Source organism: Achromobacter sp. JD417, assembly GCF_041879325.1.
Taxonomy (GTDB): domain Bacteria; phylum Pseudomonadota; class Gammaproteobacteria; order Burkholderiales; family Burkholderiaceae_B; genus Achromobacter; species Achromobacter mucicolens.
In genome coordinates this window covers 1520382-1543106 of the sequence record NZ_CP087159.1, presented here as the reverse complement: position 1 = coordinate 1543106, position 22725 = coordinate 1520382, and the positions used below count along the sequence as shown (strand labels likewise).

Below are 22725 nucleotides of genomic sequence, written 5' to 3'. Positions count from 1 at the left end.
GCCTTTGCGCGGCGTCAAACCGGGCTCAACCAGGCCAGCAGCGCCATGCGTCCGGTCACGCCGTCACGGCGGTAGGAAAAATACCGGTCCGCGCGGGTCACCGTGCATTCCCCGCTGAGGGACACTTCTTGTACCCCGGCACGCCGCAGCCGGAAATCGGCCAATCCGGCGAGGTCGGCCAGCCATTTGCCGGCAAGGCCGGGGCGCGGCGCAAAAAAGCGCGTCGTCGCCGGATCGTCGGCGGTGAACGCGTCCAGCACGTCCTGCCCGACTTCAAAGTGTTGCGGCCCGATGCCGGGTCCGACCCAGGCGCGCCAGCCGGACGCCTGCGGCGCCTTGGCCCGCATGGCCTGCAGCGTGTTTTCAAGCACCCCGCCCGCCAGGCCGCGCCAGCCGGCGTGCGCCGCACCCAGCACCGTGCCCTCGGCATCGGCAATGACCACCGGCAGGCAATCGGCCACCATGACAGCCAGCACGCGGCCGGGCTGGGCCGTGACGCTGGCGTCGACCGCGGGCTCGGCCGGCACGTCCGGCGCGTCCGCGTCGACGACCTCGCTGCCATGAACCTGGCGCAACCAGAGGGGATCGGCGGACACTGCGGCGCAAACCCGGCGCCGGTTCTCGGCCACGGCCTCGGGATTGTCCTGGGCACGCAGGCCCAGATTGAGGGTGTCGTGCGGAGCCACGCCCACGCCGCCGGCGCGGGTCGTGCAAAAGTAGCTCACGCCCTGCCAGTCGGGTCCCGTCACGACGGGCAGGCCTGCGATCAGGCGTTCCATGCAATGTTCTCCTGGACCTGCGCCATGTCGGCAGGCACGGGCGCGGCGAACTGGACGTCGCCCTTGCCGCCCGGGTCGTCGAAATGCAGCGCGCGGGCGTGCAGCATCTGGCGCTCTGCCCCCGCGATGTTCTTGCCGCCGTAGATCGTGTCGGCCAGCAGGGGGTGCCCCAGGCTCGCCATGTGCACGCGGATCTGGTGGGTGCGCCCCGTTTCCAGCCGGCACACCACTTCGGTCACCCGCCCGCCCGGATCGACCGAGCCGCGGCGGGCCGGCGCGTAATTGGTGATGGCCGGCTTGGGCGCGACGGGGCGCTCGACGCTCATGCGCACCGGCACGCGCGGATCGCGCCCGATGGCGCGGTCGACCTTGCCCGCAGCGGCCAGCCATCCGTGCGCCAGCGCCACGTATTCGCGGCCCATGGTGCGTGCCTGCAGCTGGCGCACGAGGTGAGTCTGGGCGATTTCGTTGCGGGCCACCACCATCAGGCCGGAGGTGTCCTTATCCAGCCGGTGCACGATGCCCGCACGGGCGACCTGTGCGAGTTCCGGATAACGATGCAGCAGGCCGTTGAGCAGCGTGCCGCTCCAGTTGCCGGCGCCCGGGTGGGTAACCAGGCCCGCCGGCTTGTTGACGACGATCCAGTCGGGGCTTTCGGCCACCACGCCGAATTCCACGGGTTCAGGCGTGAAGGCCTGCGCGTCGGGCGCGGGCTGGGCCCAGATGGTGAGTTCGTCGCCAGGGCCGACCGTCTGGCGGATCTTGCCCGGCGTCCCGTTGACCAGGACGTTGCCGGATTCGATCCAGCCTTGCAGGCGATTGCGGGAATGGTCGGGCAAGAGGCCCGCCAGGACCTTGTCCAGCCGGTCAGCGCGCGTGGCCGACGGCACGGTTACAAGTTGCGGCTCGGGGCGGCCGGATTCGTCGAGATTTTCGTCGGCGCTCTCGTCGGAAACAAGATCTGCGCGGGCGGCTGTATCAGACATGGAGACAAATCATATAATCAGCCTGCCATGCTAACACCAAGGATACGATTCTCGTGATTCACCACCCTGCAGCTCCCTCGAACCCCGCATCCCGCAGCGGGTCGGTTTTGCGCGTGGTCATCGCGCTTTTTGCCGTCATCGTCATCGCTGGTTGCAGCGGGGCGGACAGCAAGTACGACAAGACCACCAACTGGAGCGCAGAACAACTCTACGCGGACGCCAAGGCCGAAATGTCGTCGGGCGGCTGGAAGGAAGCGCGCGAGCGCCTGACCGCCATCGAAAGCCGCTACCCCTTCGGCGTCTACGCGCAGCAGGCCCTGCTTGAACTGGCCTACGTCAACTGGAAAGACGGCGAGAACGAACAGGCGCTTGCCGCCATCGACCGCTTCCAGCAGCTGTACCCCAATCACCCCGGCACCGATTACGCGCTCTACCTGAAGGGCCTGATCAACTTCACGCCGGCCAGCGCCTTCATGAGCAACCTCACCGGCCAGGACCCGGCCGAGCGCGACCCCAAGGGCCTGCGCGCGTCCTATGACGCCTTTACCGAGCTGATCAAGCGCTACCCGGAAAGCAAATACAGCGTCGACGCCGAAAAGCGCGTGGCGTGGCTGGTCAACACCATCGCCATGAACGAAGTCCACGTCGCCCGCTATTACTACGAGCGTGGCGCCTACGTGGCCGCCGCCAACCGCGCGCAGACCGTCATCACCGACTTCGAGGGCGCCCCCGCCACCGAAGAGGCGCTCTACCTGATGGTTCAGTCGTACGACAAACTGAACATGACCGACCTGAAGAACGACGCGCAGCGCGTCTACGACAAGAACTTCCCGAATAGCGAGTTCCGCACCAAGGGCCTGAAGGCCGACAAGAGCTGGTGGAATCCCTTCCACTGATTCCGCTCGCATGGGAAGAGAAAAGCCCTTCAATATTGAAGGGCTTTTTTTTGCCTGCGCGGCGCGGGCGGCGCCACCTGGAGCCGCGCTCCTTGCGCCGGTCTATTCGTCGTCCGGTCCGCGCTTGCGACGGTAGAACGCCAGCACCTCTTCCAGCTCGCGCGTGCGCGCAAATGGCGGCAGACCGCGCCACAGGCGCTTGCCATAGGGCTTTTCCACCAGCCGGGCGTCACCCACCATCAGCACGCCCCAATCCGATTCCGTGCGGATCAGCCGGCCCGCGCCCTGCTTGAGCGAAATGGCGGCTTCCGGAAGCTGGTATTCCGCAAACGGGTTGCCGCCCTGCGCGCGGCAGGCGCGCAGACGGGCCTCGATAACGGGATCGTCGGGCGGCGCGAACGGCAGCTTGTCGATCGCCACCAGCGTCAGCACGTCGCCCGGCAGGTCGATCCCTTCCCAGAAGCTGGCGCTGCCCACCAGCACCGGGTGCTTGAGCTTGCAGAAGCGGTCGAGCAGATCGCGGCGCGTGCCCTCGCCCTGCTTGAGCAGCGGCCAGTCATGGCCCGCATCGTCAAAGGCATCGGCCAGCAGATTGGCCACCTTGTCCACGGCGCGCAGCGTCGTACAGAGCACCAGCGTGCCGCCCGGGCTGGCCTCCAGCAACGGCAGGAGGGTCTGCACGAAGCGGTCCAGGAACTGCGGCGATTGGGGTTCGGGCATGCCGCGCGGCACGAACAGCAGCGCCTGCTCGGGGTAGTCGAACGGGGACTCCCACTTGCCGGTGCGCGCGGACTCCAGGCCAAGCTGGCTGGTGAAGTGCGTGAATTCACCGTTCACCGACAGCGTGGCCGAGGTCATGATCCAGGCCTGGCCAGGCTTGCGGAATTTGGAGAAGGCCTGCGCCACCGACAGCGGCGCCGAATGCAGGCGCACGTGGTGCAGTCCGTGCTCGACCCAGCGCACGGCCGGGCCGGTCCATTGCTCGGCCAGCGCCGCGCCTTCGAGCAGGGCCGCAGGCGTGGAGGGACCGTCGCCGAGTGGGCTTTGCACGGGCGCCTGGTCGTCGCGGCCCCAGCCCTCTTCGTCGTGCACGCCGGTACTGCGGCCGGGCGTTGCCCAGCGCTTGAGCTTGACCGAGATCTCGGCCCCCATGCGCGCGGCCGCGAGCAGGTCCGGGTGTTTTTCGGCCACCGCGCCCAGCGCCTTGGTGGCGCTGTCCACGGCCTCGCGCAGCGCCAGCAGCGCGACGTCGAATTCCTCGGGGTTGGGTATGGCCTCGAACGTGGCCTTGCGGCCCGGCATCTTGTCCAGCGGCGCACAGACCAGCCGCAGTTCGCGCGCGGCGGTTTCCAGTTGGCGGCTGACGTCGCTCCATTTGGCGGCTTCGCGCGCGTAGGCCAGCCCCGCGACTTCCAGCGCGCGGCCAAAATCCATGAGCTGGTGCGTGGACACGCTGTTGCCCAGAAAGCGCGTGGCGGTGTCGGGCAATTGATGGGCTTCGTCGAAGATGACGGTGTCGGCTTCGGGCAGCAGGTCCGTGACGCCTTCTTCGCGCAGCATCAGGTCGGCCATGAAGAGCGCGTGGTTGACGACGACGACGTCGGCCTCTTGTGCCTGGCGGCGCGCCTTGACGACAAAGCAGTCGCGGATGCGCGGACATTCCTGGCCCAGGCAGTTTTCGCGGGTGGACGTGACGCGTTGCCAGATGTCGGCGTCTTCGGGCACCTGCGCCAGGTCGCCGCGGTCGCCCGTTTTGGAGATGCCCGCGAACACCTGGATCTGGCGCAGCTGCTGGATTTCGGAGCGGGATTTGAGCGCGCGTTCGTCGCCCTGCAGGCGCTCCAGGTGGTAATGACACACGTAGTTGCCGCGGCCCTTGAGCAGCGCGGCCGTCACGGGCGCGGCCAGCGCCGCGCGCACGCGCGGCAGGTCGCGCGCAAAGAGCTGATCCTGCAGGGTGCGTGTGCCGGTGGAGATGAGCACCTTGCCGCCCTGGATGAAGGCCGGTACAAGATACGCCCAGGTCTTGCCGATGCCGGTGCCGGCCTCGGCCACCAGCGTGGCGCGGTCCTGGATGGCCTGGCCGATGGCCTGCGACAGTTCCACCTGCGATGGACGCGGCTTGTAGCCGGGCAAGGCCGTGGCCAGCGGCCCGTCCTCGTCAAAGAATTCGGATATGTCCAGGTCCAGCATTACAGCAGCCTTGTGTAGGGCCCCAAATGATACCCGCTGCCGCGTCGTTTTCCGGCTTGCGGCCTGCCGCAACGCCGTTGGCAGAGGGACGGATCAGTCCCTTCTGCCACGTTCCGTAACAACGGCTTATGGCACAATCCGCCCCTTGTTTTCCCTTTTTGCCGTCGTATAGAGATGTCTGAAACTTCCACTATCACGAACGTCGCCGCCGGCGTCGACAACGCCCGCATCGTCGCGCAGCTCGCCACCGAGCTGGGCGCCCGCGCCTCTCAAATCGCTGCGGCGGTGGAACTGCTGGATGACGGCGCGACCGTGCCCTTCATCGCCCGCTACCGCAAGGAAGCGACCGGCGGTCTGGACGACACCGTGCTGCGCAACCTGGAAGTCCGCCTGGGCTACCTGCGCGAGCTCGAAGACCGCCGCGGCGCCATCCTGGAATCCATTTCGCAGCAAGGAAAGCTGACGGCCGAACTGCAGCAGGAAATCTCTTCGGCCGACACCAAGCAGCGCCTCGAAGACTTGTACGCGCCGTACAAGCCCAAGCGCCGCACGCGTGCCCAGATCGCCCGCGAAGCCGGCCTGGAACCCCTGGCCGACGCCATCCTGGCCGATCCCGCCTGCGATCCAGCAGCCCTGGCCGCGCAGTACCTGAATCCCGAAGCCTCCATCAACGACGCCAAGGCGGCGCTCGATGGCGCGCGCGACATCCTGGCCGAACGCTACGCGGAAAACGCCGACCTGCTGGCCGACATGCGCGAGCACCTGTGGTCCACCGGCCTCGTGTACTCGAAGATGATCGAAGGCAAGGAAACCGAAGGCGCCAACTTCCGCGACTGGTTCGACTTCAACGAGCCGCTGCGCACCCTGCCCTCGCACCGCATCCTGGCGCTGCTGCGCGGCCGTCAGCAAGGCGTGCTTGAACTTCGCCTCGGCCTGGAAGCCGACCTCGAAGCGCAGACGCCGCATCCGTGCGTGGCCCGCATCGCCAACTTCCTGAAGCTGGGCAACGGTCTTTTCGCGCTGGACGCCACGCCGCGCGCGCGCTGGCTGGGTGAAGTCTGCCGCTGGACCTGGCGCGTGAAGCTCCTGACCGCCTTCGAAAGCGAACTGATCGGCCGCCTGCGCGAAAGCGGCGAAGCCGAGGCAATCCGCGTGTTCGCCGCCAACCTGAAAGATCTGCTGCTGGCCGCCCCCGCCGGTCCCAAGGCCGTGCTGGGCCTGGATCCCGGCATTCGCACGGGCTGCAAGGTCGCGGTCATCGACCAGACCGGCAAGGTCGTCGACACCACCACCGTGTACCCGTTCGAACCGCGCCGCGATCGCGACGGCACGATCAACACGCTGGCCGCGCTGGTGGCGCGCCACAAGGTGGACCTGATCGCCATCGGCAACGGCACGGCTTCGCGCGAAAGCGAAAAGCTCGTGGGCGACATGATGGAGCGTTTCCCCGACCTGAAGGTCACCCGCGTCGTCGTCTCCGAGGCAGGCGCCTCGGTGTATTCCGCATCGGAAACCGCCGCGCAGGAATTCCCCGACCTGGACGTCACGCTGCGCGGCGCCGTGTCCATTGCACGCCGTCTGCAGGACCCGCTGGCCGAACTGGTCAAGATCGACCCCAAGGCCATCGGTGTCGGCCAGTACCAGCACGACGTCAACCAGCGCGAACTGGCGCGTTCGCTGGACGCGGTGGTCGAAGACTGCGTGAACGCGGTGGGCGTGGACGTGAACACGGCATCGGCCGCGCTGCTGGCCCGCGTGTCGGGCCTGAATTCGCTGCTGGCCAAGAACATCGTCGCCTTCCGCGACGAGAACGGCGCGTTCCCCACCCGCGACATCCTGCGCAAGGTGCCGCGCTTTGGCGACAAGGCGTTTGAACAGGCCGCAGGCTTTCTGCGCATCCCCAACGGCGACAACCCGCTGGACGCGTCGGCGGTGCACCCGGAAGCCTATCCCGTCGTCGAGCGCATCGTCGCCAAGATCAAGACCGAGGTGAAGCAGATCATCGGCCAGCGCGAGGCCCTGAAGGGCGTGTCGCCGTCCGACTTCACCGACGAGCGCTTCGGCCTGCCCACCGTGAAGGACATTTTTGCCGAACTCGAAAAGCCCGGCCGCGACCCGCGCCCGGAGTTCAAGACGGCGCAGTTCAAGGAAGGCGTGGAAACGCTGAACGATCTGTACCCCGGCATGGTGCTGGAGGGCGTGGTGACCAACGTGGCCAACTTCGGCGCGTTCGTGGACATCGGCGTGCACCAGGACGGCCTGGTGCATATCTCGGCGCTGGCCGAGAAGTTCGTGAAGGATCCGCGCGATGTGGTGCGTGTGGGCCAGACGGTCAGCGTCAAGGTGCTGGAAGTGGACGCCGCGCGCAAGCGCGTGGCGCTTACCATGCGCCTGAACGACACCGCCGCGCCGGCCCGCCGCAGCGCCGATGCGCCCAAGGGCGGCGATCGTCCCCGCCGTCAGGGCGATGGCGGCCGCAACGCGGGTGGCGCGGCCGGATCGATGAACAGCGCCATGGCCGACGCGTTCGCCAAGCTCAAGCGCTGATCTGCCAATCCGCTGCCATATCCAGATCCCGGCGCCCGATGCGCCGGGATTTTTTTTGCACTGCTAATGGAGCAAGCAGCTGAACTGCATGCGCGACAGCGCGGATTGCCCGCGCCGTCTTCAGTTGCCGTTTATTCCTGCGCCAGCGACAAGAGCGCTTCGCGGGTGCGGGCGAGGCGCGCCGCGGGCTCGCCCTGCATGCCCTCGGGCGCGGTGGCGACGGTCACGCCATCGATCACCGCCGCATAGCCCTCTGCCTGCGCCTGCAGGACGCTGTCAGCGGGTTCGGACTGCAACCGGCGCATCAGGGCGCCCGCTTCCTTGGGATCGGCAAAGCGCTGCGACAACAGCAGTTCCTCGCCGTCGGCCGCCAACAGGCGGAACCGGAAGCCGCCGTCCTCGTCACGGAAGCTGACGAAGCGCGCGCCCTTGGATTTTTCCTTCTTGCCCTGCGCGCCCTTGCCTGCCGTGGCGGCTGCGCTCAGGTTGCGCAGGCCCACGGCCTCGCGCAGTTCCTGCATGAAGGGCACGGCAAGCTTGCGTGCCTTGGCAGCGCCGGCTTGCAGGATGTCTTCGATTCGGCCCGGATTGGCCATCAGGTCGACGTACTTTTCGCGCATCGGCGCAAGAAGCGCTTCCAGGTGCTCGAACAGCGCCTGCTTGGCGTCGCCCCAGCCCATGCCCGCTTCGAGCTGCTGACGGAACGCCGCCGATTGCTCGGACGTGGCGAACGCGCGGTACAGCGTGTACAGGTGGGAGGATTCGGCATCCTTGGGTTCGCCGGGCTCGCGCGAATCGGTCACGATGCGCATCACCGAGGCGCGCAATGCGCTCTTGCCGCCTTCGAACAGCGGAATGGTGTTGTTGTAGCTCTTGGACATCTTGCGGCCGTCCAGGCCCGGCAGGGTCGCCACGTCTTCTTCGATGACCACTTCCGGCAGCGAGAAATAGTCGCGTCCGTACAGGTGGTTGAAGCGCTGCGCGATGTCGCGCGCCATTTCCAGATGCTGGATCTGATCCCGGCCCACCGGCACCTTGTTGGCGTTGAACATCACGATGTCGGCCGCCATCAGGATCGGGTACGAGAACAACCCCATGGTGATGCCGTCGTCCGGATCCACGTTCTTGGCCACGTTCTGGTCGACCGACGCCTTGTACGCATGCGCCCGGTTCATCAGGCCCTTGGCGGTCACGCAGGTCAGCAGCCAGCTCAGTTCGGGGATTTCGGGAATGTCCGACTGGCGGTAGAACGTCACGCGTTCGGCGTCCAGGCCGACCGCCAGCCAGGTGGCGGCGATTTCCAGGCGCGAGCGCGCCACGCGTGCCGGATCGTCGCACTTGATCAGCGCGTGGTAGTCCGCCAGAAAGAAAAATGCGTCGACGCCGGGCTGCGTGCTGGCCTGCACCGCCGGACGGATCGCGCCCGCGTAGTTGCCGAGATGGGGGGTTCCAGTCGTGGTGATGCCGGTAAGGACGCGGGTATTCATGAGGCGAGAAGGCGGTTGCTAGGGGAAGCCGTCAGTGTAACGTGCCGCAGCGCGGCCCTGCCCGGCCGCAACGCAGCCCGCGCCTACCAGACCGCCAGCACGGGCGCGGCCAGCGCGCACAGGCCGCCCGCGGTCAGCGCCGCGCGCGGACGGAAGGTCAGGAACCAGATCAGCAGCAGGCCGGCGATGCTGAGAATGCCGATCCATTCGACCGTCCCGTAGCTCCAGCCCCAGACCGCCGCGGACGCCCACAGCGACAACGCAAGCGCCGTCCAGCCGAACAGCCGCAACGGCAACCGATGACGGCGCGGCAAGGCGCGGTCGAACAGATCTTCGTAGTGACGGTCCATGGCCAGGCACAGAGCGGAAAACCCGGCATAGGCCAGGCAGAAGGCGGCAAGCGTCATGGCGTATCACCTCGCGGTTCGAAAGCGGTGCGGTGCACGGCGGCCGGAACGGCGGGGTCGTTCGGGGCAGGCGCAGCGGCAGCGGACTTGACTGCCTGGGCACGCGCGGCGCGCGGCTTGCCCGCGGATCTGGCGGGCGCCTTGCGGGCCCGGGCAGCCTTCTGCGCCATCCATGCAAAAAACAGGGCGCTTGCCAGGCACGTCAGGTCAAAACCCGCCATCACCCAATCGCCCTGCGGCAACGAGACGCCCAGGTGCCGGTGGGTGGTCAGCGCATTGACCACGGGCACCAGGGCCAGCGCGGCGGCGGCCACCGCCAGCAGGTCCTGCCATTTGCGCCGCTGGAAGAGAAACGCATAGACCAGCGACAGGCCCCAGGCGATGAAGAAGGCGCGCACCTCCCAGACCTGGCGCCCGGGCATGTCGGCGGGCAGCAGCCGGTTGGCCAGGAACACCGCCGCCACGCCGAACACGACGCCCGCGATGGTGCCCGCATTGAGGCCGTCCACCAGGCGCAGCGAGAACGCTTCGCGCGCATCGCCCGGCCGGGCCTTCTGGCGGCGCTTGGCGATCCACAGCACCAGGCCCGTGGCCACCATGGCCGTGCCGGCCAGGCTGACGATGAAATACAGCCAGCGCAGCACCGGTTCGGCGAACAGGCCCAGGTGCAGGCCGGTGATCACGCCCGCGGTCAGGGCGGTCGCGCTGCGGCCGGCCTCGGACTCCTGCAGCGCGCCCGTCACCCCGTCAAAACGCATGAACGGCGCCATCAGCCCGTACGACACACCGTCGCCGACGTGGCGGCTGATGGTGATGGTGGCGCCCGCGTCATTGGGATTGTTGACGGTCACGCGGCCGACGCGGCCTTGCCACTGCTGCTCAGCCTGCGCCACCAACGGGGCAATCGGTACCAGCGGCGCGGGCTGGTTCAGCGGCGGCGTGACCTTGAAGGCCTTGAAGACCTCGTTGGTGTAATCGCGCGGATTGTCGTACACGGCCTGGATGCCGGCCGGCATCAGCATCACCATGAACAGCACCAGGCCGCTGAAGGTGATCATCAGGTGAAACGGCAGGCCCAGCACGGACAGCACGTTGTGGCCGTCCATCCAGGCACGCTGGCCGCCCTTTCCGGGCCGGAAGGTAAAGAAATCAGCAAAGATCTTCTTGTGCGTGATGATGCCGCTGATGATCGCCACCAGCATGAACATGCCCGCGATGCTGGCCAGCCAGCGTCCCCACGGAAACGCGGTTTCCAGCTCGAAATGGAAGCGGTAGAAGAAGTCGCCGCCGCGGGTCTGGCGCGGCGTCACGGCCTGGCCGGTGGCCGCGTCCAGCTTGACGCGCACGAATCCGCGCTCGCCCGGCTTGGGCTTGGGGGTCTGGTACAGCAGCTGGATGAGAGGCTCGCGGTCGGACGGCGGCGTGATGAACCAGCGCTTGGCGTCAGGCGCGTTTTCCGCCAGATAGCGCTGCGCCGTGGCGACGGCCTGGACGGCGGGCGCGGGCTGCACCTGGATCTCGGGCTGCATCCAGCGCGTGATCTCGGGCCGGAAGAAGGCCAGCGAGCCGGTCAGGAACATCGCGAACAGCACCCAGCCGAAAATCAGGCCAGCCCACGTATGCAGCCACGACATCGACTGGCGCAGGCCCTCTTCGCCGGGATGCTTGGTCTTGGCCGCCTTCATGCCGCCCCCACGAGCCGGTGCGCGAGAAACATGCCGCCCAGCAGCGCGGCGGGGACCAGGATGCCCGCCCAGGCGCGCCAGGCGTTGCGCGTGGCAAACACCCAGATCACGCCGCAGGCATAGACCACGAAGGACAGCAGCTGCGCCGCGGTCACGGCATCGGGCCGCCCCAACGGCAGCCAGACCGCCAGGCAGGCGGCCGCCGCCGAGGCCAGGGCATAGCCGCCCAGGATGGCGGCCGTCGCGCGGGAGAATACGGCCAATCGGTAGCGCATCATGCCTGCGCCGGCTGCGGGAGCTTTCACGGGAGTTCTAGGTGGTTGCGGGGACGTGGCCGGCCTGAATTATAACGATTCTCGTTAATACAGGAACGGCCAACCTGCTTACCAGCGATATCGCAGGCTCGCCTTGATGGAGCGCTGGTAGCCGAACCAGCACCAGGACTCGCCAGAGCACGACGCGATGTACTCCTTGTCGAACAGGTTCTGCACGTTCAGCGCAACCTGCATGCCCTTGAGCGCCGGCGAGGCGCGGCCCAGGTCGTAGTCCAGCATCAGGTCCACCAGCGTGACTTTCGGCACCTTCAGCGTGTTGGCCTCGTTGGCGTACGACGAACCGATGTACCGCACGCCACCGCCCACGCCAAGGCCGGCCAGCGGGCCTTCCTGAAGCTGGTAGCGCGCCCAGGCCGACGCCTGCTGCGACGGCAGCGCGGCGGGGGTCTTGCCGGTCAGGTCAAAGCCCGCCGCATTCGGATAGGCCTTGGTGTATTCGTTGTTCATGACCGAGTAGGCGGCAATCAGCGACAGGCCGCGCATCGGCTCGGTCTTGGCCTCGAGTTCGATGCCCTGCGTGCGCAGCTCGCCCGCCTGGATCGAGCAACGTCCACCCGCCGTGCCGCACAGGTGCGTCGGGTCCGGGTCGGTGGTCGTCATGTTCTCGCGGCGGATGTCGAAGGCCGCGAAGGTCAGCATCGTGGCCGAGCCCGGCGGCTGGTACTTGATGCCCACTTCGTACTGCTTGCCCTCGATCGGCTTGAACGGCGTGTTGTTCCAGCCCGTGCCGGACTGCGGCTCGAAGGATTCCGAGTAACTGAAGTACGGCGCCACGCCGTTGTCGAAGTTGTAGATGGCGCCGAACCGGCCCGAAAACGCTTCGGCGCTCAGCTTGGACGGGGTGACGCGGCCCGAGGCGATCGCCGTCGTCTCGCCCACATTGCGCGACCAGTCGTAGCGCCCGCCCAAGAGGAACGACAGACGGTCGATCTTGATCTGGTCCTGGAAATACACGCCGGTCTGGTACTGCGTGGTGGTCGCGTCGCTGGAGAACGCCGGCACGGGAATATTCTGGAAATTGTCCGGATTCTTCACGTAGAGCGCAGGCGCGGAACCAAATCCCGACAGCGTGTCGGTCTTGACGTGCTGGTAGTCGAATCCCACCAGGACGTTGTGGCCGATCTTGCCGGTGTTGAAGCGAGCCTGCAGGTTGTTGTCGATGGTCAGCGCCCCCACATCCACGTCAGTCGCGATCGAGGCGCGCTGGTGGTACAGGTAGGTCCTGTCCGTATAGCCGTAGTAGTTGGTCATCGCGCCATAGACGCTGCGGTACTTGGCGTCCGAATGCGTCCAGCGCAGGCTTTGCGAGGCCTTGAACGTGTCGTTGAAGCGATGGTCCAGGATGTAGCCCAGCGAGTAGCTCTTGCGGTCGCTCTTTTCGAAATTGGCGTCGCCGTCGTAGTAGTCGGCGGGCAGCCGGAAGCCGTCGGGCGCGCGCAACAAGGTGCGCATGGCCGGCACCGCGCCGTACGACCCCATGTCGGGATCACGCTGGAAATTGGTCAGGATCGTCAGCGAGGTATCGGCATTGGGTTTCCAGGCGAACGCGGGCGACACGAAGTAGCGGCGTTCCTTGGTGTCCTGCACCTGGCCGTCCGACATGTAGCCCGATCCCACTAGGCGATACAGGTACTTGCCCTCTTCGTCGATGGGGCCGCCGAAATCGAAGTTGGCGCGGCGGAAGTCGTAATTGCCAACCTGCAGTTCCACCTCGCGCAGCGGCTCGTCCAGCGGCCGCTTGCTGACCTGATTCACCACGCCGCCCGGACCGCCCTGCCCGTACATGACCGACGCCGGCCCCTTGAGCACGTCTACACGCTCAAGGCGGAAGGCATCGACCTGCGGCAGCGCGTCGCGGCCGCCGAACACGCGCAGCCCATCAAGGTACGTGGACGCCGAGAACCCGCGCACGTTGAACTGGTCCAGGCGGGTCGCCGTGGCGCCGCGCGACTCGGTGGCCACGCCCGCCGTGTAGCGCAGCACCTGATTCAGCGTCTGCGCGCCCTGCTCGGTGATCTGCTCGCGCGTGACCACGGACACCGACTGCGGCGTCTCGATCAGCGGCGTGTCCGTCTTGGTGGCGCTGGCGCTGGCGGTGGCGACGTAGCCCACCGTGGGCGCATAGGCGCTGTCCGGCATGCCCGTGACCGTCACGGGCGCCAGCGTGTGCGTATCGCCCGCGGAGGCCGGGGCGGGCGCCAGCGTCCAGGTGTTGCCCGATTGCGCGCGCGCCTGCAGGCCGCTGCCCGCCAGGATGCGCGAGAAGCCCGCGCCCACCGTATATGCGCCGTTCAACCCGTCCGAGCGCCGGCCACGGACCAGCGCCGGATCGAACGACAGCACCACGCCCGCGCTGCGCGCAAACTGCGTCAGCGCATCGGCCAGCGGCCCTGCCGGAATCTGGAAACTGCGCTGACCATTGGCGGCTGCCGCCGCGTCTGCGGCTGGCGTGGACTGCGCCCAGGCCGCGGGCGCGCCGACGGCCAGCGCCCCGGCGCACGACACGGCCAGCACGGCTTGACGGCCGGCGGTCAGCGGTGCGCGCAGGCGGGTGTGGATTGAAGCGGACACAAACATCTCCCTGTACGGTGGTTTCTTTCTGCTTTCCGTACGGGGATGCAAAACCTGCAATGCGCCGGCAAGAAAATTTGTAACGCTCAGGCGTCGCGCGGTCCGACCTGAAGCCAATAGTGCGTGTGGCGCGTGACGGTGATCGGCAGGGAATGTTCCAGCGCCTTGAGCGCGCGCTCGGCGTCGTCCAGCGGAAACACCCCGGAAAGCCGCAAGGCCGCCACCGCGGGATCGACGCGGATGACGCCCACGCGCTGGCGGGCCAGGTATTCGGCAAAGTCGTCCAGCCGCCATTCCTTGGCCACCACCATGCCGTCCACCCAGGCGAGCCGGTCCGGGTCCGTCGCGCCGCGCTGAAGTTTTCCGTCTTCGGCAGGAAACAGCCGTTCACCGGCGGCAAGCTGCGTCAGGATGCCATCGCGCAGCAGCGCCACGCTGCCTTCGTATACGCCCACGCGCGCGCCTTGCGCCGTTCGCCGCAGGTCGAACCGCGCGCGCTCGGCCTGCACTTGGCCGTCGCCGGTGTCCACGCGCAGCGTCCGTGCGCCCGGATGCGGCTCGGCGTGCACCAGCATCTCGCCGCGCAAGAGCGCGATATCACGTACGTTGCCGCTGACATTGACGCGCACGGCAGAATCGCTGTTCAAGGTGACGCGCAGCCCGTCCGCCAGCGCAAGGGCCTGGCGCTCGCCCACGCGGGTGCTGTAGTCGGCGACCAGCCGCTGCCAGGGCGCATGACGGTAGCCGGCCCAGCCGGTGGCGGCCACGCCGGCCACCGTCAACAGGCTGCGCAGCGCGGCGCGCCGGCCACGCGAGGCGGGCGCATTCAGCGCGGTGTGCGCCAACGCCGCCGGCACCCGGCGCGTGTCGCGGCCGATGTCCTGCAGCCGGTCCCACGCCACGCGATGCGCGGGATCCTGCGCAATCCAGGCGCGGCACGATTCGCGCGTTTGCGCGTCCGCCACGCCCGATTGCAACCGGCTCCACCAGACAATGGCCTCGCGCACGACGGCTTCCGAAGGGGCGGCATCCGAGGACCTGCCTGCGGCGGGCATGAGGTTCAGCGCGTCAGGCATGGATCGCCGCATAGCACGCGGACATCGCGCGCACCATGTATTGCTGCACGGAGCTCAACGACACATCGAGGCGTTCGGCGATCTCGGGATACGTCAGGCCGTCAAGCTGCGACAGCAGGAACGCGGCGCGCGCCTTCGGCGGCAACCCGTCCAGCAGGCGATCCAGCTGCACCAGCGCCTGCAATTGCTCGGCCTGCGCCTCGGGCGACGGCGCATAGGTTTCGGGCACGCTGGCCAGATAGGCAAGGTACGCGTGTTCCAGCGCGGCGTGGCGCTGGTGGTCGACGACCAATCCCTTTGCGATGGTGGTGAGGAGCGCCCGGGCCTCGTTGGCCCGCACCTGCTTGCGGCCCTGGATCACCCTGACGAAGACGTCCTGCGCCAGATCCTCGGCGCGATGTTCGCAACCCAGCTTGCGGCGCAGCCATCCGAACAGCCACGGGCGGTGATCGCGGTACAGGCCATCGACAGGCGCGACCTGGGCGTCGACGCACGGGGCCGATGAGGAAAGCAAGGTGGAAGACACGGATGAGACTGCGGCGCGGGACCAAAAGTCTCAAAATCTTAATTGATAATGACTTGCATTAACAATGATTGACCTCACCCGGCCCTGAAATTGCGGGCCGGGTGACGCATTACTACAACGTCGCGGCCAGGCGGCGCTCCGATTCAAGGTATTCGCGCGACTGCATTTCCAGGATGCGCGAGACGGTCCGGTGGAACTCGTTGGCCAGCGCGCCTTCCGTGTAGATCTCTTCGGGCTCGCACTCGGCCGACATGATGAGCTTGACGCGATGGTCGTAGAACACGTCGATCAGCCAGGTGAAGCGGCGCGCCTCGGACGCCTGGCGCGGGCCCATGCGCGGCACGCCCGACAGGATCACGGCGTGGAAGCGATTGGCCAGTTCCAGGTAGTCGTTCTGCGAGCGCGGACCGCCGCACAACGTGGCGAAGTCGAACCACACCACCGAGCCGCCCAGCGCCAACGCGCGGATCTCGCGATGCTCGATGTGCAGCACGGGCTCTTGCGGGGGGGTGTCGGCCAGCGCGTCGAAGGCCGCCTGCAGCGCCTTCTGCGCATGCTCGTCCAGCGGCGTGTGATAGCTCTGCACCTGCTCCAGCGAGCGGCGGCGGTAATCGATGCCCGCATCCACGTTCATCACGTCCATGCGCGACTGGATCAGCGCGATGGCGGGCAGCACACGGTCCCGGTGCAGGCCGTCGGTGTACAGCGTGGAGGGTTCGTAGTTGGACGTCATCACGAACGACGTGCCGTATTCGAACAGCTTGAGCAGCAGGCGGTGCAAGATCATTGCGTCCGCCACGTCGGACACATGGAATTCGTCAAAGCAGATCAGCCGGTAGCGCTTGGCCACGCGCTTGGCGACCTCGTCCAGCGGATCCTGCATGCCCTTGACTTCCTCGAGCTCGCGATGCACACCGCGCATGAATTCGTGAAAGTGCAGGCGCGTCTTGCGCACCACCGGCACGGTGGCGTAGAACGCATCCATCAGGAAGCTCTTGCCGCGGCCCACACCGCCCCACAGATACACGCCGCGCGGCACGTCGGGACGGTTCAGCAGCTTTTTCAGCGCGTTCGAGCGCATCGACTTGAACTTGACCCATTCGTCGTAATAGCGCTGCAAGCGGTCGATCGCCTTCTTCTGCGCGTCATCGGGCTTGTAGCCGCGTTCGGCCAATGCGTGTTCGTAGTAGTCGCTGACGTTCATAGGGGAACCGGATCAGGCTGAAATGGTAATGGCGGTAAAGAAAAGGGCGGGTCCTGGAACCCGCCCCCGGTCTTGCAGCAGTCAGACGCGGCTTAGAAGTTCAGCGCACGCTTGTCCACGGCCAGCGCGGCTTCCTTCACGGCTTCCGACAGGGTCGGGTGCGCGTGGCAGATGCGGGCGATGTCTTCGGCGGCGCCGCGGAATTCCATGATGGTCACGGCTTCCGAGATCAGTTCCGAGGCCATCGGGCCCACGATGTGCACGCCCAGGACTTCATCGGTCTTGGCATCGGCGATCACCTTGGCAAAGCCGGTGGTGTCGCCCAGCGCGCGGGCGCGGCCGTTGGCCAGGAACGGGAAGCTGCCGGCCTTGTACTCGCGGCCTTCGGCCTTGAGCTGCTGTTCGGTCTTGCCGACCCAGGCGATTTCCGGCGAGGTGTAGATGACCCACGGCACGGTGTCGAAGTTGACGTGGCCATGCTGGCCGGCGATACGCTCGGCAACCGCCACGCCTTCTTCTTCAGCCTTGTGCGCCAGCATCGGGCCGCGCACCACGTCGCCCACTGCCCAGACGTTCGGCAGGTTGGTCTTGCAGTCGCCGTCCACGGCCACGAAGCCGCGTTCGTCCAGCTTCAGGCCCACGGCGTCGGCGTTCAGGCCGCCGGTGTAGGGCACGCGGCCGATCGAGACGATCAGCTTGTCCACGACCAGCTTCTGCTCGGCGCCCTTGGCGTCGACATAAGGCACGGTCACGGACTTGGCGGTCGCCTTGATCTCGCCGATCTTGACGCCCATCTGGATGTTCAGGCCTTGCTTGGTGAAAGCCTTCAGGGCTTCCTTGGCCACTTGCCCGTCGGCGGCGGCCAGGAATTCCGGCATCGCTTCCAGGATGGTGACTTCCGAACCCAGGCGGCGCCACACGCTGCCCATTTCCAGACCGATCACGCCAGCGCCGATGACGCCCAGCGTCTTGGGCACGGCGCCGATGTTCAGTGCGCCGTCGTTGGACAGCACGACCTTTTCGTCGAACGGCAGGCCGGGCAGTTCACGCGCCGACGAGCCGGTGGCGACCACGACGTGCTTGGCAACCAGGTCTTCCTCGGTGGTGCCGGTGACCTTGATGGCCCAGCCGCCTTCCACCTGGCCGCTGAACGCGCCCTTGCCGTGGAAGAACGTGACCTTGTTCTTCTTGAACAGGTACAGGATGCCGTCGTTGTTCTGCTTGACCACCGTGTTCTTGCGGCCGATCAGCGTGTCGAGCTTCAGGCTGACGCCCTTGACTTCGATGCCGTGCTCGGCGAAGTGGTGGTTGGCTTGCTCGTAGTGTTCCGACGATTGCAGCAGCGCCTTGGACGGGATGCAGCCGACGTTGGTGCAGGTGCCGCCGGGAGCCGGGCCGCCTTGGCCGTTCTGCCAGGCGTCGATGCAGGCGACCGACATGCCGAGCTGCGCGGCGCGGATGGCGGCGATGTAGCCGCCGGGGCCTGCGCCGATCACGACGACGTCAAATTGTTTGGACATAGTGTTCTCGCGAATGAGGGGTGAAGAAGCGCACTCCCTGCCCAGCGTGGTCGTGCTGCGGGCCGGCGGGGAGCCGGCCCGGGCGCCGCGCGACTTGCAGGTCGCGTTCGGCGCCGGCCAGGGGCGTCGAGATTACAGGTCCAGCAACAGGCGCTGCGGATCTTCCAGGGCGTCCTTCATGGCGACCAGGCCCAGCACGGCTTCGCGGCCGTCGATGATGCGGTGGTCGTAGGACAGGGCCAGGTAGTTCATCGGGCGGATGACGATCTGGCCGTTTTCGACGACGGCGCGATCCTTCGTGGCGTGCACGCCCAGGATGGCCGATTGCGGCGGGTTGATGATCGGGGTCGACAGCATCGAGCCGAACACGCCGCCGTTGGAGATCGAGAACGTGCCGCCGGTCATTTCTTCGATGCCCAGCTTGCCGTCAGCGGCGCGGCGGCCGAAGTCGGCAATGGTCTTCTCGATGTCGGCGATCGACAGCTGGTCGGCGTTGCGCAGGATCGGCACCACCAGGCCACGCGGGCTGCCGACAGCGATGCCGATGTCGAAGTAGCCGTGGTAGATGATGTCCTTGCCGTCGATCGAGGCGTTGATCAGCGGGTACTTCTTCAGCGCGGCAACGGCGGCCTTGACGAAGAACGACATGAAGCCCAGCTTGATGCCGTGTTCCTTTTCGAACTTGTCCTTGTACTTGGCGCGCAGGTCGATGACGGCCTGCATGTTGACTTCGTTGAACGTGGTCAGGATCGCGTTTTCCTGCTGCGATTGCAGCAGGCGCTCGGCGATGCGGGCGCGCAGGCGGCTCATCGGCACGCGCTGTTCCGGACGGCCGTCCAGCGACAGCGTGGTCGGGGCGGGCGCGGCGGCAGCCTTGGCCGGCGCGGCCTTGGGCTGGGCGCTGGCGGCCAGGGCGTCGCCCTTGGTCACGCGGCCATCGCGGCCGGTGCCCGACACGGAAGCGGCGTCAACGCCCTTCTCGGCCAGGATCTTCGAGGCGGCGGGCGAAGCGACGCCGGCAGCGGCGGTCGAGGCCGGGGCGGCAGCGGCGGGCGCCGGCGCGGCGGCGGCTTGCTCAGCGGCCTTGGGGGCTTCGGCCGGCGCGGTGGCGGCGGCGGCAGCCTTGGCGGCGGTGTCGATGCGGGCCAGCACTTCGCCGGAGGTCACGGTGCTGCCATCGCCCTTGACGATTTCGGACAGCACGCCCGAGGCGGGGGCCGGCACTTCCAGCACGACCTTGTCGGTTTCGACTTCGATCAGGATTTCGTCGGCTTCAACGGCAGCGCCCGGCTGCTTCTTCCAGGTCAGCAGGGTCGCTTCGGAAACGGATTCGGAAAGTTGGGGAACGACGACGTCGGTAATAGCCATTTTGTTTATTCCGTAGAGAGTGTGTTCTTGTCACGCGGCGCGGCAAGGTTCGAAACGGGGTTCCGGAACGCTTGCCGCCCGCGGCGCGTGCATCAAGTAAGGGTTACTTCGTCAACATGACCTTGAACTTGGGCGCGAAGGCCGTTTCGATCAGGGCCTTCTGCTGCTCCTGGTGCTTGGCCAGGTAGCCCACGGCCGGCGATGCCGACGCGGCACGGCCTGCGTAGCCAAGCTTCTGGCCTTCGACCATGTTCTCGTACACGTGATGCTGAACGTAGAACCAGGCGCCTTGGTTCTGGGGTTCGTCTTGCACCCAGATCACTTCGGTTGCCTTGGGGTACTTGCGCAGTTCGGCTTCGAACGACTTGTGCGCAAACGGATACAGCTGCTCGACGCGGACGATGGCGACGTTGTCGGCGCCACGCTCGCGGCGGGCGTTGACCAGGTCGTAGTACACCTTGCCCGAGCAAGCCAGCACGCGCTTGACCTTGCTGGCGTCGATGGCCTCGTCGACCTCGCCGATGACCGGGCGGAAGCTGCCGCCGGCCAGATCGGTCAGGGGCGAACCGGCGTCCTTGTTGCGCAGCAGCGACTTCGGCGTGAACAGCACCAGCGGCTTGCGGAACGGACGGATCATCTGGCGGCGCAGAACGTGGAAGATCTGCGAAGCCGAGGTCGGCTGAACCACTTGCATGTTGTTGTCGGCGCACAGCTGCAGGAAGCGCTCGATGCGGCCCGACGAGTGCTCGGGACCCTGGCCTTCGTAGCCGTGCGGCAGCATCAGCGTCAGGCCCGACTGGCGGCCCCACTTGGCTTCGCCGGAGCTGATGAACTGGTCGATCACGACCTGGGCGCCGTTGACGAAGTCGCCGAACTGGCCTTCCCAGATGACCAGCGTGTTGGGTTCGGCGCTGGAGAAGCCGTATTCAAAGCCCAGCACCGCCTCTTCGGACAGCACGGAGTCGATGACGGTGAACGGCGCCTGGCCTTCCGACACGTTCTGCAGCGGAATGTAGGTGCCGTCGTTCCAGCGTTCGCGGTTCTGGTCGTGCAGCACGGCGTGGCGGTGCGTGAACGTGCCGCGGCCCGAATCCTGGCCGGTGATGCGGATGGCGTAGCCCGAGGACACCAGGGTCGCGAAGGCGAGGTGTTCGCCCATGCCCCAGTCCAGGTTCATTTCGCCCTTGGCCATCGTGCGGCGGTCGTTCAGCAGCTTGGCGACCAGCGGGTGCACCGTGAAGCCTTCCGGCACGGTGGTGATGCGTTCGCCGATGCGCTTGAGTTCAGCCAGCGGCACGGCGGTGTCGGCCTGGTCGGTCCACTTGGCGCCCAGGAACGGCGACCAGTCGATGGCGTACTTGCTCTTGTAGTCGGTCAGCACCGGTTCGATGGTGCGTTGGCCGTCTTCCATGAGCTGGCGGTAGTCCTTGACCAGCTGATCGGCTTCGCCGTCGGCCAGCACGCCTTGCGTGGTCAGCTTGTCGGCGTACAGCTTGCGCGTGCCGGGGTGGTGGCCGATGCGCTTGTACATCAGGGGCTGCGTCAGCGACGGGGTGTCCTGCTCGTTGTGGCCCAGCTTGCGGAAGCAGACGATGTCCACGACGACGTCGTGGCGGAACTGCAGACGGTAGTCCAGCGCCAGCTTGGTGACGAACACCACGGCTTCGGGATCGTCGCCGTTGACGTGGAACACCGGGGCTTCGATCATCTTGACCACGTCGGTGCAATACAGCGTCGAACGCGAGTCACGCGGGTCGGACGTGGTGAAGCCGATCTGGTTGTTGATGACGATGTGCAGCGTGCCGCCCGTACCGTAGCCGCGCGTCTGCGCCAGGTTCAGGGTTTCCATCACGACGCCCTGGCCGGCAAAGGCCGCGTCGCCGTGCACCAGCACCGGCAGCACTTGCTTGCCTTCGGCATCGCCGCGGCGTTCCTGGCGGGCGCGTGCGCTGCCTTCGACGACGGGGTTGACGATTTCAAGGTGCGACGGGTTGAACGCCAGCGACAGGTGGACGGGGCCGCCGCGCGTGGACAGGTCGCTCGAGAAGCCGTTGTGGTACTTCACGTCGCCGTCGGTCAGGCCTTCGGCGTGCTTGCCTTCGAACTCGGCGAACAGGTCGCCGGGCATCTTGCCCATGATGTTCACGAGCAGGTTCAGGCGGCCGCGGTGGGCCATGCCGACCACGATTTCCTGGACGCCGTTTTCACCGGCGTGGTTGACCACTTCGTCCATCGAGGCGATGAAGCTTTCGCCGCCTTCCAGCGAGAAGCGCTTCTGGCCGACGTACTTGGTGTGCAGGAAGCGTTCCAGGCCTTCGGACTCGGTGAGCTGCTGAAGGATGTGGCGCTTTTCTTCCGCGGTGTACGTGGGCGCGCCCAGCGTGGTTTCCAGGCGTTCCTGGATCCAGCGCTTGGCGGCGGGGTCGGAGATGTGGGTGAATTCTGCACCGATGCTGCGGCAGTAGGTGTCGCGCAGCGCCTTCAGGATGTCGCGCAGCGTCATCGTGCTGGCGGTCGTGAAGTAGGTGTTGGTGGCCGAGTACGTCTGGTCCAGATCGGCTTCGGTCAGGCCATAGAAGGCGGGATCGAGCTCGGGGATCGGCGGACGTTCCTGGCGCTTGAGCGGATCGAGGTCGGCCCAGCGCGAACCCAGCGAACGGTAGGCGGCAATCAGCGATTGCACCGAAACCTGCTTGCTGGCCACGCTCAGGTCGGGTTCGGCGGCGCGTTGCACGAAGGCATTGGCCTTGGCGCGCTGGGCGAACGATTCGACGATGGGAGCGTGGGCCTGGTCGCGAGTGGATTCCTGGCCGTCGGTTGCGGGAGCGTGCTGCAATTGGTCGAAATATTCGCGCCAGTTGTCAGGTACCGAACCGGGGTTATCGAGGTAGGCTTCGTAAAGCTCCTCGACATACGGGGCATTACCCCCAAAGAGGTAAGACGTGGATAGAGATTCTATTTCCGAAGACATATCGCTTCACCTTTACGAGTGCTTCACTCGAGACGATGCAGGAAAACCTTCCGCGACACGGGCTTCCCGTTAGGCGGATAGCAGGGGCAGAAGGCGCGTACAAGCCTTGAAAGCCTATGGTCGAGAAGTATAACCCTTTGAGTTTACGGGCGTCTTCCCGCATTTCCGTGACGC

At 66.7% G+C, this 22725-nt stretch carries 16 protein-coding genes; 2 read left to right on the top strand and 14 right to left on the bottom strand.

The features are described from left to right. Positions 1-14: 14 nt before the first annotated feature. The gene (pgeF, locus tag LN047_RS07060; protein ID WP_373981404.1) at positions 15-779 is read right to left on the bottom strand and encodes a peptidoglycan editing factor PgeF; all 765 of its coding nucleotides are present in this window, start codon (positions 777-779) and stop codon (positions 15-17) included. Beyond that, positions 767-1765, bottom strand: coding sequence for an RluA family pseudouridine synthase (locus LN047_RS07055; protein ID WP_056322167.1), 999 nt, complete (start codon positions 1763-1765; stop codon positions 767-769). Before LN047_RS07055 ends, pgeF begins: the two co-directional genes overlap by 13 nt. A gap of 107 nt (positions 1766-1872) precedes the next feature. On the opposite strand from LN047_RS07055, the gene LN047_RS07050 reads away from it, so the two are divergent. Next, on the top strand, positions 1873-2661 hold the full coding sequence (locus LN047_RS07050; RefSeq protein WP_280002436.1) for an outer membrane protein assembly factor BamD: 789 nt from the start codon (positions 1873-1875) through the stop codon (positions 2659-2661). Between the two features lie 102 nt (positions 2662-2763). Here LN047_RS07050 and LN047_RS07045 read toward each other — a convergent pair whose 3' ends face one another. After that, the gene (locus tag LN047_RS07045) at positions 2764-4854 is read right to left on the bottom strand and encodes an ATP-dependent DNA helicase (protein ID WP_373981403.1); all 2091 of its coding nucleotides are present in this window, start codon (positions 4852-4854) and stop codon (positions 2764-2766) included. Positions 4855-5028: 174 nt separating this feature from the next. Here LN047_RS07045 and tex point away from each other — a divergent pair, with 174 nt between their 5' ends. Then, entirely contained in the window at positions 5029-7401 is a 2373-nt protein-coding gene (tex, locus tag LN047_RS07040) for an RNA-binding transcriptional accessory protein Tex (RefSeq protein WP_373981402.1), read from the top strand. A gap of 131 nt (positions 7402-7532) precedes the next feature. Here tex and LN047_RS07035 read toward each other — a convergent pair whose 3' ends face one another. The 11 genes from LN047_RS07035 to LN047_RS06985 form a co-directional block, all read right to left on the bottom strand. Continuing rightward, positions 7533-8888, bottom strand: a complete 1356-nt coding sequence (locus LN047_RS07035; protein WP_056322159.1) for a tryptophan--tRNA ligase — start codon at positions 8886-8888, stop codon at positions 7533-7535. Positions 8889-8971: 83 nt separating this feature from the next. Beyond that, on the bottom strand, positions 8972-9295 hold the full coding sequence (locus LN047_RS07030; protein ID WP_056322155.1) for a DUF3325 domain-containing protein: 324 nt from the start codon (positions 9293-9295) through the stop codon (positions 8972-8974). After that, a complete protein-coding gene (locus LN047_RS07025; protein WP_373981401.1) occupies positions 9292-10980 on the bottom strand; it encodes a PepSY-associated TM helix domain-containing protein in 1689 nt (562 codons plus the stop codon). The genes LN047_RS07030 and LN047_RS07025 overlap by 4 nt, the downstream gene beginning before the upstream one ends. Further along, positions 10977-11258: a DUF3649 domain-containing protein gene (locus tag LN047_RS07020; protein ID WP_175156310.1), complete on the bottom strand. Its 282-nt coding sequence runs from the start codon at positions 11256-11258 to the stop codon at positions 10977-10979. The genes LN047_RS07025 and LN047_RS07020 overlap by 4 nt, the downstream gene beginning before the upstream one ends. A gap of 105 nt (positions 11259-11363) precedes the next feature. After that, positions 11364-13892 (bottom strand): TonB-dependent siderophore receptor, encoded by a 2529-nt coding sequence (locus LN047_RS07015; RefSeq protein WP_373981400.1) that lies wholly within the window; start codon positions 13890-13892, stop codon positions 11364-11366. Between the two features lie 80 nt (positions 13893-13972). Further along, positions 13973-14962 carry a FecR domain-containing protein gene (locus tag LN047_RS07010; protein ID WP_373981399.1) on the bottom strand — a complete coding sequence of 330 codons (990 nt, stop codon included), beginning with the start codon at positions 14960-14962 and terminating at the stop codon, positions 13973-13975. Continuing rightward, complete coding sequence (locus tag LN047_RS07005; protein WP_056322146.1) at positions 14955-15488, bottom strand: sigma-70 family RNA polymerase sigma factor; 534 nt, start codon at positions 15486-15488, stop codon at positions 14955-14957. Before LN047_RS07005 ends, LN047_RS07010 begins: the two co-directional genes overlap by 8 nt. A 112-nt stretch (positions 15489-15600) precedes the next feature. Then, the gene (gene zapE, locus LN047_RS07000; RefSeq protein ID WP_142050203.1) at positions 15601-16692 is read right to left on the bottom strand and encodes a cell division protein ZapE; all 1092 of its coding nucleotides are present in this window, start codon (positions 16690-16692) and stop codon (positions 15601-15603) included. A 92-nt stretch (positions 16693-16784) separates the two neighbouring features. Further along, positions 16785-18212, bottom strand: a complete 1428-nt coding sequence (gene lpdA, locus LN047_RS06995) for a dihydrolipoyl dehydrogenase (protein ID WP_180099085.1) — start codon at positions 18210-18212, stop codon at positions 16785-16787. A 132-nt stretch (positions 18213-18344) separates the two neighbouring features. Continuing rightward, positions 18345-19580: a 2-oxoglutarate dehydrogenase complex dihydrolipoyllysine-residue succinyltransferase gene (gene odhB / locus LN047_RS06990; RefSeq protein WP_056322139.1), complete on the bottom strand. Its 1236-nt coding sequence runs from the start codon at positions 19578-19580 to the stop codon at positions 18345-18347. A 103-nt stretch (positions 19581-19683) separates the two neighbouring features. Further along, positions 19684-22551, bottom strand: a complete 2868-nt coding sequence (locus tag LN047_RS06985; RefSeq protein ID WP_373981398.1) for a 2-oxoglutarate dehydrogenase E1 component — start codon at positions 22549-22551, stop codon at positions 19684-19686. Positions 22552-22725 lie beyond the last annotated feature (174 nt).